This is a genomic window from Pseudomonas sp. Mn2068 (assembly GCF_049319725.1).
GTDB classification, from domain to species: Bacteria; Pseudomonadota; Gammaproteobacteria; order Pseudomonadales; family Pseudomonadaceae; genus Aquipseudomonas; species Aquipseudomonas gingeri.
Genome location: NZ_JBMOUG010000005.1, coordinates 100,879 through 112,615, shown reverse-complemented (window position 1 = coordinate 112,615; position 11,737 = coordinate 100,879). Strand labels below are relative to the sequence as shown.

Genomic DNA, 11,737 nt, shown 5'->3' with positions numbered 1-11,737 from the left:
ACCGCACGCCAAACGACTGAACGAGGTGAGCCCATGAGCGTGCACGAACTGAAGCGTCCGCCGCTTATCCATCCGCCCCACGGCGAAACGGTCCCGATCTTTCCCGGTGCCCTTGAGCAATTGCGCCACTGGGCCCAGGTCAGTCCGTTGCAGGGCGCCTTGCGCCACAAGCGCCACGGGCAATGGCACAGCTGGCGCTGGATCGATGCCTTGCGCGAGGTCGAGCGCCTGGCCGATGGTCTGCGCCAGCAGGATTTCACGGCCGATTCGCGCCTGGCGGTCAGCGGTGCGCTGGAGCCCAACCTGTTGTTGCTGGCGCTGGCAACCCATTCCATCGGCGGTCAGGTGCTGGCCCTCGCTCCGGAACTGGGCGCCGAAGCCCTCGGCCAGGCGTTCTGGCGCCTGCAACCGAGCCACGGGTTTGTCGACAGCCGCCAGCAACTGCTCGACTGGCTGGCTGTCGGCGATTCCGGCGCTGCTCCAGGGGTGCTGATCGGCAATCAGTTGCCGGGGCGCCTGCCGGGTTCGCCACGGCAAACCGTACTGGCCTTCGCCACGCTGTCGGGCGACAGCCAGGAGCCCCGCCCACTGGTGCTGTGGCGCACAGCAGGCACCCAACCGCAGCTGTGGAGCGAGGAGGACACCCGCTGGCAGAGCGGCCTGAGCGTGCTGCTGGAGCAATGGCTGAACACCGGTCACAGCCTGGCTTTTCCGGAAAGCCGCGACAGCGCCAGCCGTGATCGGCGCGAAGTGGCTCCCTCCGGCCTGTTGCTGTCGGCCGAGCGCTTGCAGGCCCTGGCGGACGAGATCGAACAACGCCTGGCTCCCCGGGACAGTTGGCGTCGACGCCTGTGCGAGTGGGCGCTGGCCCATCCCGAGCGGCTCGTGGCCCGTCTGTTCAAGCAGCGGGTGCGGCGCCTGCTGGGCTTCCAGCGGTTGCAATACATCTGGCAACCGTCGAGCCCGTCACAGGTGCCGGCGACCTTCAATCAATGGCGGGTGGATGCCCCCGGACGGAAAAGCGCATGAGTGTGGTCGAGCCGATTCTGCAGGTGCGTGGTGTGTCGCTGTCGTTCAAGGGGGTCAAGGCCATCAATGAACTGTCGTTCGACGTGCGTCGCGGTGAGATCTGCGCCCTGATCGGGCCCAACGGGGCGGGCAAGAGTTCGTTGCTCAACCTGTTGAACGGGGTCTATCGCTTCGACAGTGGCGAGATCGTCTTCGAGCAGCGCCGTTTGCGTCGTATCGATCCCCTGGACGCGGCCCGCCAGGGCATTGGTCGGACCTTCCAGAACAACGCGCTGTTCAAGAAGATGAGCGTGATCGACAACCTGCTGACCGGGCTGTCGCGGCATATGCGCAGCCATTTTCTCGAACAGGCCCTGGGACTGCCCCGCGCCCGCCGCGAGGCCGAGGCCTTTCGCCGCAAGGCCCAGCACATTCTCCAACTGCTTGAATTGCAGGCCCTGCGCGATGTGCCGGTGGGCACCTTGTCCTACGGCCTGCAAAAACGCGTGGAACTGGGCCGGGCGCTGATCGCCGGGCCCACGCTGTTGCTGCTGGACGAGCCCATGGCCGGCATGAACGCCGAAGAAAAACAGGAAATGGCGCGGTTTATCGCCGACGTCAATCGCGACCTCGGCACCACCGTGGTGCTGATCGAACATGACATGGGGGTGGTGATGGGCTTGTCCGATCATGTGGTGGTGCTCGATTACGGGCGCAAGGTCGGCGACGGGACGCCGGCTGAAGTGCAGGGTAATCCCGAGGTGATCGCGGCCTACCTGGGAGCGGTGCACTGATGGGCTTTTTCCTCGAAACCCTGATCGGCGGGCTGCTCGCCGGCACCCTCTATTCGCTGGTCGCCATCGGCTTCGTGCTGATCTACAAGGCCAGCGGCGTGTTCAATTTCGCCCAGGGCTCGATGCTGCTGTTCGCCGCGCTGACCTTTGTCAGCCTGCACGATCAGGGCGTGCCCTTTGCCCTGGCATTGCTGCTGGCGGTGGGGGTGATGGTGATCGGCGCGCTGCTGATCGAGCGCCTGGTGCTGCGGCCGCTGGTCAACCGTTCGCAGATCACCCTGTTCATGGCGACCCTCGGCCTGTCGTTCATTATCGAAGGCCTGGCCCAGGGGCTGATGGGCTCGCAGGTCCGCGCGCTGGACCTGGGCATCGACGACGTGCCGCTGTTTATCCACGGGATGATGCTCAGCCAGTTCGACCTGATTGCCGCCGCCACCGCCGTGGTGCTGGTGGTGGTCCTGGCGCTGCTGTTCAACAAGACCCGCATCGGCGTGTCGCTGCGGGCGGTGGCCGATGACACCACGGCGGCGTTGTCCATCGGCATCAACCTCAATCGCATCTGGCAGATCGTCTGGGCTGTGGCCGGCTGCGTCGGCCTGGTGGCGGGACTGCTCTGGGGTGCACGGCAAGGGGTGCAGTTTTCCCTGTCGCTGGTGGTGCTCAAGGCCTTGCCGGTGCTGATCATCGGCGGCTTCACCTCGATTGGCGGGGCGATTGTCGGCGGGTTGATCGTCGGTGCCGCCGAGAACCTCGCCGAGGTCTATATCGGCCCGCTGATCGGCGGCGGCATCACTCCCTGGTTCGCCTATGTCCTGGCGTTGGCCTTCCTGTATATCCGCCCGGCCGGCCTGTTCGGCGAGCGGGCCATCGAGCGAGTCTGAAGCATGTCTGTTCCTGTGATGAATGAAACGGCGCCCTGGGTGCTGATCGAACGGCGCCTGCCGTGGTCGCTGCTTGGCCTGCTGGTGCTGGCCTTCGGCGTGGTGCCGCTGGTGGGCAACGATTATTGGCTCAGCGCAATCCTGATCCCGTTCCTGGTGCTGTCCCTGGCCGGCCTCGGGCTCAACCTGCTGACCGGCTACACCGGGCAGACCTCGGTCGGCGCGGCCGGCTTCATGGCGGTGGGGGCCTTTGCCACCTACGGCTTGCTGCTACGCCTGCCGGAACTGGGCCTGCCGCTGGCTCTGCTTGGCGGCGGCATCATCAGCGGCCTGGTGGGCCTGCTGTTCGGCCTGCCCAGCTCGCGGATCAAGGGTTTCTATCTGATGGTCACCACCCTGGCCGCGCAGTTCTTCCTGGAGTGGCTGTTCGTCAAGTTTCCCTGGTTCTACAACTACGGGTCGTCCGGGACCATTTCCGCGCCGAGCCTGTCGCTGTTCGGACATGACCTGAACACGCCGCTGGGGCGCTACCTGCTGACCCTGGTCACGGTGCTGCTGCTGACCTGGGTCGCGCGCAACCTGGTGAACAGCCAGACCGGGCGTAACTGGATGGCGATCCGCGACATGGATACCGCCGCCGCGGTGATCGGTATTCCGGTGGCCCGCTACAAGCGCCTGGCCTTTGCCATCAGTTCGTTCTACCTGGGCATCGCCGGGGCGCTGTGGGCATTCGCCTACCTGGGCACGGCGAGCGCCGGCAGCTTCGATATCAACCGCTCGTTCCAGATCCTCTTCATCATCATTATCGGCGGCATGGGCAGCATCGCCGGTAACTTCGTCGGCGCGGCCTTTATCTGCCTGTTGCCGATCCTGCTCAGCCACCTCGGCCAGGCCCTGCTGGGCGGTGCGGTGGATGCCGGGCAGTTGCAGAACCTGCAGAAAATCATCTTCGGCGTGCTGATCATCCTGTTCCTGATCAAGGAACCGGAGGGACTGATCCGCCTGCTGGGCAATACCCGCGACCGTCTGCGGCACTGGCCGTTGCGCTTCTGACTTCCCGACTTCCCATCCCTGGAGAACGATTCCACCATGCGTGCACTTTTCAAACGTTCACTGACCGTCGCGGCCCTGGCCCTGACGGTGCTCGGCAGTACCGCGCCGATGGTCCAGGCCTCGCCCGACCAGCAGTTCTTTCCCCTGGCCACCTACCGGGTCGGCGCCTACGCCTCCAGCGGCGTGCAGGTGTGGGCCGGGATGATCGACTACCTCAACTACATCAACGAAGTGGAAGGCGGCATCAACGGCGTCAAGCTGGTGTGGCAGGAGTGCGAGACCGAATGGACGGCGGAGAAGGGCATCGAGTGCTACGAGCGCTTCAAGAACGGCCTCGATGGCGCGCCGGTGGCGGTCTACCAGCCTAACGGCGCGCCGGCGGCCTATGCCCTGAGCGAACGCGCGGAAGTCGACAAGATCCCGCTGATCACCCTGGGCTACGGACGCACCGAGGCCACCGACGGCAAAGTGTTCCCCTACAACTTCCCGGTGATGCTGACCTTCTACAGCGAAGCCTCGACCCTGGTGAACTACATCGCCCAGCGCGAAGGCGGCTTCGACAAGCTCAAGGGCAAGAAGATCGCCACCGTCTACCACGACTCGGCCTATGGCCGCGAAACCCTCGGCCCGCTGAAACTGCTGGCGGAAAAATACGGTTTCGAGAATATCCAGATTCCGGTAGCCGACCCGGGCAACGAACAGTCGGCACAATGGCGGCAGATTCGCCAGCTCAACCCGGACTGGGTGTTCCTGCGTACCTGGGGCGTGTCGACGCCGGTCGCGGTCAAGACCGCTGCGCGCTTCGGCTTCCCGGTGGACCATATCGTCGGCGATATCTGGGCCAGCTCCAGCGAAGACGTCCTGCCGGCGGGCGCCGCGGCCAAGGGCTACCTGGCGTTGACACCGTATCCGGCGGGCGCTGATTTCGAGATCCACAAGCGCCTCAAGCAGTACATCCTCGACAAGGGCAAGAGCGACCTCAAGGACCTGAACAACTTCGGCAGCGTCTACTACAACTCCGGGCTGGTGAACGCGGCGATTGCCGTGGAGGCGATTCGTACCGGCCAGGGCAAGTTCGGCAAGCGGCCGCTGCATGGCGAGGAAGGGCGCTGGGGCCTGGAGCACCTGGATATCGACGATGCGCGACTCAAGGCCATGGGCTTCTACGGCCTGATGCAGAACCTGAAACTGTCCTGCAGCGACCATGAAGGCGGCGGCTCGGCGCGGGTCCAGCAGTGGGACGGCGCGCACTGGAGCCTGGTCAGCGACTGGATCGCGGCGGACCGGGCGCTGTTGCGGCCGTTGATCGACGAGAAATCGGCGGCTTTCGCGGCAGAAAAACACCTGACCCCGCGCACCTGCGCGGCAGGCGAATAAGCCATGGGCCAGCCGGCGGTCGAGGCGGGCGCTGCGCCGCTGTTGCAGGTGACGGACATCGAGGTGATCTACGACCGGACGATCCTCGCGGTGTCCGGCGTCTCTCTGAGCGTGCCCAAGGGCGGCATCGTCGCCTTGCTCGGGGCTAACGGCGCCGGCAAAAGCACGACACTCAAGGCCATCTCCGGGCTGGTGCGGGCCGAGCGGGCGCAGGTCACGCGCGGCAGCATCCACTTCCAGGGGAGGGATAGCCTGGCGGTCGACCCCAGCCAGCGCGTGCGTGACGGCCTGGTACATGTACTGGAAGGTCGCCATGTGTTCGGCCAACTGACGGTGGAGGACAACCTGCGCAGCGGCGGTTTTGTCCGCGGCCTCGGGCGGCGGCAGATGCAGGAGGACCTGGAGCGGGTGTATGCCTGGTTCCCGCGCCTGAAAACCAAGCGCAAGACCCAGGCCGGGCTGACCTCCGGCGGCGAGCAGCAGATGGTCGCCATCGGCCGGGCGCTGATGACCCGGCCTGCTTTGGTCTTGCTCGACGAACCTTCCATGGGCCTGGCGCCTATTATCGTCCAGGAAATCTACGAAATCGTCGCCCAGCTCAATCGCGAACAGCAGGTCAGCTTCCTGATTGCCGAACAAAACATTAACGTAGCGTTGAAGTATGCGACCCAGGCCCATGTGCTCGACACCGGCCGGGTGGTGCTCAGCGGTACGGCGGATGAATTGCTGGCCCGGGGCGACCTGCACGATTTCTACCTGGGCAAGCACTGAACAAGAGAGCGAATGATGAGTGAAACCCTGAGCGGACAGGCGACACACGCCATCCCGGCGGCCGATGTGTTGATTGTCGGTGGTGGCCTGAGCGGTGCGATGCTGGCGGTGCAGTTGCTGCGCCTGCCGGGCCGGCGGCGGATCCTGATCGTCGAGCCGCGTGCCGAGTTGGGGCGGGGTGAGGCCTACAGCGCCACGGAACTGGGCCATACGCTGAACGGCAATGCGGCGCGGATGAGCGTCGACCCGGACAATCCCGATGACCTGACCCAGTGGTTGCAGGCCCATATCGCCGCCGGAGGCTGGCCCGAGTCGGACCGGCAGCATGTGCCGGTCAGCGAGCTGTTTCCGCCTCGCGGGCTTTTTGGCGTGTACGTGCAGCAGCGTCTGGCCGAAGCCCGGGAGCAGGGCGCGACCCGGGGTTCGACGGCCGAGCATGTGCACGGCGAGGTGGTTGATCTGCAAAGCGACAGCGACGGCGTACGCCTGACCCTCGCCGACGGCCAGCAACTGCAAGGCACCCGTGCCGTGCTGGCCACCGGCATGTTCCCGGCGGCGCGCACCCGCCAGAAGCAATCCAGTGGCTTGAACGCGGCGGCGGTGGACCCCTGGGATGTGGCGACCATGTCGCGGATTGATCCGCAAGGCACGGTGCTGATCATCGGTTCCGGCCTGACCATGGTCGATGCCGTGGTGTCCCTGGAACAGGCCGGGCATCGCGGACCGATCCGGGTCATTTCCCGGCACGGACTGCTGCCCCATGTCCGTCGCCAGCCACCGGCCTGGGTGGACTTCCTCGCCGCGGATCATAGTATCCGCAGCCCCCGGCAATTGCTGCGCGAGGTGCGTCGCCAATGCGCCTTGGCGGTGGAGGCCGGGATCGACTGGCAGGCGCCGCTGGACACCGTGCGGGCGCACATCGGTCGGTTGTGGAGCCAGGCCAGCGATGTCCAGCGCCGACAGTTCGTCCGTCACGTCCGTCCGTGGTGGGAGAGCCATCACCACCGTTCGCCGCCCCTGAGCGCCGAACTGGTGGAGCGCCTGCACAGGGAAGGGCGACTGACCATCGAGGCCGCCTCCCTCAAGGGCCTGGGCGAGCCACGGGACGGCCAGGTGAGTATCTCCATCCGGCCCCGGGGCGAGTCGCAGACGCTGACGATCAGCGGCGCGGCCTTGATCAACTCCACGGGCATTGAATATGACTGGCGCCGGGTGGATCGCCCGTTGCCCCAGCAACTGCTGGCACGCGGATTGATCCGCCCGGGGCCGTTGGCCTTGGGCATCGAGGCTGATCCGGGCGGCGCGGTGGTGGATGCCGGGGGCGATACGTCCACGCGTTTGTTTGCCATGGGGCCGCCGCTGCGGGGCCTGTGGTGGGAGAGCACGGCGGTCACCGATGTGGCGAGCCAGGCCAAGGCATTGGCGGCGCGCCTGGCGCACCTGGAGGTTGCGCAGAAAGACCTGGGCTGACCTAAAAATTATTAGAATTCAGGGGGTTGCCAGTGTCATTCAACTAGGACATAATGCGCGCCATCAGCTCGGACGGCAACGTCGCGAACGCTGAAGAATCAAGGAGTTGCGGCAAGCCTGGCTTGCAAGGGCGCTCGATTCGACCTGAGGCCGAGTAGCAAAATGGTTATGCAGTGGATTGCAAATCCATCTACGCCGGTTCGATTCCGACCTCGGCCTCCACTCTTCGAAAGCCCCGTAGATTAGCGTCTACGGGGTTTTTTCTTTGGGCTGGAGAAAGCCCCGTCCTGGGAGCTTTTTCTGCCGCTGGGCCTCCCTGACCATCATGAGAGCATCTGTTGAAGGCGACGAGGCGATGGCCTTTTGCTAGAGTCCGTTTTTTTATGGATGGAATCAGATGAAACGGATGTTGCTTGTTGGACTTGTTGCTGCATTGTTGGCCGGTTGTGGGGACCCCAAACTCGATGCCACCACAGAGGCAACCTTGCAGGAGTCCACGAAAAAAGTAGCCGAAAAGCTTTCTCCCGAGGAAAAAAAGCAGTTCGCTGCCGACCTGATGCTTATTGCATTGAGCAACGTGGATCTCAGGAACAAGTCGGCTGATGCAATGCAGAAGGACATCAATGCAAGTTTGAACGGCAAGACAGCCGCCGAACTGAACACGATGGCGACTGGTATTCGTATCGAGAAGGACAAGAGGCAGCGGGAACAGGCTTTGCTGGAGATCAAGGAGTTGCAGTCCAGAGTAGCGTCCGCGGAGGCCGCCAAGGCTGAGCTCTTGAAGTTCACCGTGCCCAAGTCAAGAATATTGAGTCAAGCTGAAAAGTACTCGAAAATCCCCCAGCCCATTATTGAACTCACGGTTCAAAACGGTACGTCCTACCCGATCTTGCGGGCTTATTTCAAGGCAACCATTGCCAGTCCGGAAAGGGCTATCCCGTGGTTTGTCGATGCTTTCCACTATGAAATCGGTGGTGGACTGGAGCCGGGCGAAGGTGCTGTCTGGAAGCTGCTGCCTGACAAGTTCGGCAAGTTCGGCAAGTGGGGCAATATCCAGGCGCCTGCCGGAGCGTATCTGTCTGTCGAGGTCTACCGGCTTGATGGTCCGGACGGCAAGGCGCTGTTTGATGCCAGTGGTCTGAGTGAGAGTGAGCAGGCTCGGTTGGATGCTTTGCAGAAGCAGTATGGGGCGATTTGATAAGGGGCTAAAAGGTGACGGCTAAAAGGTGACAGATTTAATTCTTGCCATTGGAGTAGGGGGTGGAAATAAATCTGTCCCCATTTTTGCACCATTTTCGCAAAAGCGCTGGATATGGCGTACGAGCAGCGAGATAGGTCTCTGGGACCGTTGTTTCACTCGGATCAGGGCGCGCGAATATGGCAACCGACAGTTTCGCCAACCCGCATGCGCCAAAGCATGAGTCGTCGAAACTGCTGGGATAATAGACCGACGGAGCGCGTGTTCCGGAGTTTGAACACTGAGTGGATTACATGACGCTCCAAAAAGCGCACCGAGACATCAGCCACTATCTGATGCATCAGTATAACTGGATTTGACCGCACCAATTCAACGGTGGGCTGACGTCAGCCAAGCCAAAAAAATTAATGTCGTGTCCGGGATTAGTTGACCACTACATGTGCACCCGTCATGGCAGGTGTTAGATGGTGGCAATTCGCCAAGAAATAAGGTATTAATTGCATCGACATAGGCTAGGCCGAATTGAACTTTAATCCTTTGGAAGTACGACGCATGGTTGGAAAAAAAGCAGGGAAAGCAGGCAGTAAAGCAAAGGTGACTTTTCTTGAGCAAAATTCACCTATCGATGACTATGGTCGAGCGCTCTACGCTGTTGCACGCTCGGTCATTCGCGCTTTTATAGATTCTCTTTCTGAAGAGGATTTGGCCGACATCAACACCCCTCTTGATAAGGTAAGGCTGCGGCAACTTGCTAAGATTGCGCGGCTGGATAGGGATAAAGGGATGCGCGGTGATGGCTTCGAATGGGCTGTCCATGAAGCTATTCTTGGAAAAGAACCAAAAGTTATTAATCCTATTAGTCATGCCCTGAATCGTGCTTCTACTAAGATACTTAAAGATGCGGCTCCTACTTCACTGCTTTTTGGGCAAGAGAGAGCGAAATATCTAGGATTTCTTGATGCGATGGTTGATGAGGCTGGGACCGAGTCGTTCCTTCTTCCACAAGGTAGTGGTCGTCCTTTTCGCTTTGGTCCTTGGGTCTCTGTAGCTGCTGAAGGCTACGCCGCCGAAGAGCGTTTAACCCAAAGGATCAAAAAAATCTGGAAGACAGACCTTTTCCTATCGGTAGAGGATGATCCGCGATACTTTGCGGCAACAGTAAAATCTAATGCAATGCAGTTGGAGGGTGGGCAAGGGCTACGGATAGGTATCGTCCCAGAACATGCCTCTACAGCATATAGAAAAGAGGTCTCTTTCGACGAGTCGAAGGGGCTATGGGTGGTGTCGTTAGCTGATCCCAATGGATTTATGGGGTTATTTAATGACGGTTATAGCGCAGTTGCGCGATCTTTTCTGAAGATGGGTAAGCATGAACCCGCAAATTACTGGGCCATTCCTAGTGCAAAAGCACTGAAGCTAATGGAGCAGATCATAAAGTATCAGGACGCAACGGCACTTGAGGTTGTAGAAGCTTTAAACGAAGCGGCGCAACAGGACTTGCTAAACGCTAATCATAAGCTTGTTAGCGTCAATGCTCCTCATTGGTTGCATGTAAAGAAAATGCAGCCAACGGTAATATCTCCTAAGCCTAAATTTGTTAAGCTGGAATAGGAGTATTTGTGTAAGCAGGCCACGATTTTTATCTTTGTCGTGGTCTGACCGCTATATTCTCTGATTTCCAAGGGCTTTCCAGTCAGATGATAAAAATTTCACTCGGCGATCTGATGCTGATGGATTCTCATCTCCAAAGCACAACCGCGCAGGATTCAATCAATGTGCGAAGCAACTCGCCGAAAAAAATCATATTTCCCACTTGCTTCAGGCGTGGGAGAATATTGCGTGCGCCAAACGCGGGAGCTACTGTTCAAGTGTCGCTGCAAATTCAGCGATCGGGCTTGGTAACCCGGATTTGAGTAGACGCACAGCGCCGCGAGAGCGGCTTTTTTATGTTCGTGTTATGGCGGGCTGTACGCAGGAGGCTTCGGCCTGCCGGTTCCTATTCACCGGTTTACCAACCTGCGTACAGTTCGCCACCCCCTTCGCTTGGTAATGAAATGTAGCGAGCTCCTTTGACTGAGTCGGCTATCTATTCCTAGCTCCCTGCGTTTGTTCGATCATGTACTGCGGTCCTCCAGGCAGCGCCTTGAAAAGTAGCTCTATATCAGCTGGTGATCGTGTATAGGCGATAGTTTCCTTTGGGACGGTCATTAGGTTTATGAACCGGACAGTAACTGTATTTCCTCTGCTTGATTCGACTGAGCTTGTTAGGCCACCACCTAGAGATTGACTCCTGGCAACATCTCCGGTTATCGACTTCGATAGATCGATTGTCAGATTCCCGCCTTTTTTATCGCTGGCCGCAATATTGAAGGTTACATCCACGGACGCAGGGATGAGGCCGGTTGTCATGCCTTCCTGCTTATCGTGCATGGCTTTGAGCCCTGCGCCGACATCCTCCATAGCTTTTACTAGAGTAATTTCGCTGGGTTTCGCCGTCTGTTGAAACAGTCCACATCCGGATAGAGCCAAGAGTACTGATATAACTAGCACTGATCTTAACATGTTGCGCTCCTTTTTTATTATGGCGAAACGCCACTTTTTGAGCGTAGGCCTATTTCTAAAGCCTGAAAATTAAAGTGCTCACTGGGCTAGGCGCATGGAGTATCTACGGCGCCTGCTCGACAAGGTCGACAGGTTCGAATTACTGATCGGATTCAGGGATAGGCCACAGTCTTTGTCTTTATTGTGGGCTGACAGTAATGTTCGTTGGCCTTCCCAGGACTCTCCGGTCTACTGAGAATGGTCTCGTCAGGTGACTTAATGCTGGCGAATTCTAATCCCTCAAGCACGACCGAGCGGCGCTTAATCAAGGTGCGAAGCGGCCTGCCGAAAAAACTCATATTTCCCACATGCTTCAGGCATGGGACAATATTGTGTGCGCCACACACCGAGGCTACAGTCCGAAGGTCGCTGCAAATTCAGCGACACGGGTGTGGAAACTCGTAAAGGAATCGGCGCACATTGCCGCATAAGCGGCATTTTTGTACTCGCTTTATGGCGGGCTGTGCGTGGGACACCTATGGTGTGCCGGGTTCCTATTCTCCGGTTTTCCACCCCGCGTACAGTTCGCCACCCTTCGCGTGGAAACGAATATGGCGAACTCCTAAATCTGAATAGGGAGGTCA

At 60.0% G+C, this 11,737-nt stretch carries 10 protein-coding genes, 1 tRNA gene and 1 pseudogene; 11 read left to right on the top strand and 1 reads right to left on the bottom strand.

Annotated elements, in window-relative coordinates:
- Positions 1 to 33 precede the first annotated feature (33 nt).
- From ACL9RJ_RS13615 to ACL9RJ_RS13565, 11 genes and pseudogenes are all read left to right on the top strand, one after another.
- Positions 34 to 1,029 (top strand): acyl-CoA synthetase, encoded by a 996-nt coding sequence (locus tag ACL9RJ_RS13615; RefSeq protein ID WP_422765342.1) that lies wholly within the window; start codon positions 34 to 36, stop codon positions 1,027 to 1,029.
- The gene (locus ACL9RJ_RS13610; RefSeq protein WP_017129114.1) at positions 1,026 to 1,802 is read left to right on the top strand and encodes an ABC transporter ATP-binding protein; all 777 of its coding nucleotides are present in this window, start codon (positions 1,026 to 1,028) and stop codon (positions 1,800 to 1,802) included. The genes ACL9RJ_RS13615 and ACL9RJ_RS13610 overlap by 4 nt, the downstream gene beginning before the upstream one ends.
- On the top strand, positions 1,802 to 2,683 hold the full coding sequence (locus ACL9RJ_RS13605) for a branched-chain amino acid ABC transporter permease (protein WP_017129115.1): 882 nt from the start codon (positions 1,802 to 1,804) through the stop codon (positions 2,681 to 2,683). The genes ACL9RJ_RS13610 and ACL9RJ_RS13605 overlap by 1 nt, the downstream gene beginning before the upstream one ends.
- Positions 2,684 to 2,686: 3 nt before the next feature.
- A complete protein-coding gene (locus tag ACL9RJ_RS13600) occupies positions 2,687 to 3,736 on the top strand; it encodes a branched-chain amino acid ABC transporter permease (RefSeq protein ID WP_103033126.1) in 1,050 nt (349 codons plus the stop codon).
- A gap of 36 nt (positions 3,737 to 3,772) precedes the next feature.
- Positions 3,773 to 5,113: an ABC transporter substrate-binding protein gene (locus tag ACL9RJ_RS13595; RefSeq protein ID WP_017129118.1), complete on the top strand. Its 1,341-nt coding sequence runs from the start codon at positions 3,773 to 3,775 to the stop codon at positions 5,111 to 5,113.
- Positions 5,114 to 5,116: 3 nt separating this feature from the next.
- A complete protein-coding gene (locus tag ACL9RJ_RS13590) occupies positions 5,117 to 5,884 on the top strand; it encodes an ABC transporter ATP-binding protein (RefSeq protein WP_017129119.1) in 768 nt (255 codons plus the stop codon).
- Positions 5,885 to 5,899: 15 nt separating this feature from the next.
- Positions 5,900 to 7,354 carry an FAD/NAD(P)-binding protein gene (locus ACL9RJ_RS13585; RefSeq protein ID WP_422765341.1) on the top strand — a complete coding sequence of 485 codons (1,455 nt, stop codon included), beginning with the start codon at positions 5,900 to 5,902 and terminating at the stop codon, positions 7,352 to 7,354.
- Positions 7,355 to 7,502: 148 nt separating this feature from the next.
- Positions 7,503 to 7,576 (top strand) — tRNA-Cys (locus ACL9RJ_RS13580).
- Between the two features lie 175 nt (positions 7,577 to 7,751).
- Positions 7,752 to 8,552, top strand: coding sequence for a DUF6694 family lipoprotein (locus tag ACL9RJ_RS13575; RefSeq protein WP_017129121.1), 801 nt, complete (start codon positions 7,752 to 7,754; stop codon positions 8,550 to 8,552).
- A 102-nt stretch (positions 8,553 to 8,654) separates the two neighbouring features.
- Positions 8,655 to 8,982 (top strand): annotated as a pseudogene (locus ACL9RJ_RS13570) (IS3 family transposase); the annotation flags it as partial.
- Between the two features lie 122 nt (positions 8,983 to 9,104).
- The gene (locus tag ACL9RJ_RS13565) at positions 9,105 to 10,163 is read left to right on the top strand and encodes a hypothetical protein (protein WP_146049262.1); all 1,059 of its coding nucleotides are present in this window, start codon (positions 9,105 to 9,107) and stop codon (positions 10,161 to 10,163) included.
- A 471-nt stretch (positions 10,164 to 10,634) separates the two neighbouring features.
- Here ACL9RJ_RS13565 and ACL9RJ_RS13560 read toward each other — a convergent pair whose 3' ends face one another.
- Entirely contained in the window at positions 10,635 to 11,114 is a 480-nt protein-coding gene (locus tag ACL9RJ_RS13560) for a hypothetical protein (RefSeq protein ID WP_177086046.1), read from the bottom strand.
- Positions 11,115 to 11,737 lie beyond the last annotated feature (623 nt).

Excerpts from the sequence above, each read along its gene's own strand:
- ACL9RJ_RS13560 (WP_177086046.1), bottom strand. The coding sequence starts at position 11,114 with ATGTTAAGATCAGTGCTAGTTATATCAGTACTCTTGGCTCTATCCGGA.
- ACL9RJ_RS13615 (WP_422765342.1), top strand. The coding sequence starts at position 34 with ATGAGCGTGCACGAACTGAAGCGTCCGCCGCTTATCCATCCGCCCCAC.
- ACL9RJ_RS13575 (WP_017129121.1), top strand. The coding sequence starts at position 7,752 with ATGAAACGGATGTTGCTTGTTGGACTTGTTGCTGCATTGTTGGCCGGT.
- ACL9RJ_RS13610 (WP_017129114.1), top strand. The coding sequence starts at position 1,026 with ATGAGTGTGGTCGAGCCGATTCTGCAGGTGCGTGGTGTGTCGCTGTCG.
- ACL9RJ_RS13595 (WP_017129118.1), top strand. The coding sequence starts at position 3,773 with ATGCGTGCACTTTTCAAACGTTCACTGACCGTCGCGGCCCTGGCCCTG.
- ACL9RJ_RS13605 (WP_017129115.1), top strand. The coding sequence starts at position 1,802 with ATGGGCTTTTTCCTCGAAACCCTGATCGGCGGGCTGCTCGCCGGCACC.
- ACL9RJ_RS13600 (WP_103033126.1), top strand. The coding sequence starts at position 2,687 with ATGTCTGTTCCTGTGATGAATGAAACGGCGCCCTGGGTGCTGATCGAA.
- ACL9RJ_RS13590 (WP_017129119.1), top strand. The coding sequence starts at position 5,117 with ATGGGCCAGCCGGCGGTCGAGGCGGGCGCTGCGCCGCTGTTGCAGGTG.
- ACL9RJ_RS13585 (WP_422765341.1), top strand. The coding sequence starts at position 5,900 with ATGAGTGAAACCCTGAGCGGACAGGCGACACACGCCATCCCGGCGGCC.
- ACL9RJ_RS13565 (WP_146049262.1), top strand. The coding sequence starts at position 9,105 with ATGGTTGGAAAAAAAGCAGGGAAAGCAGGCAGTAAAGCAAAGGTGACT.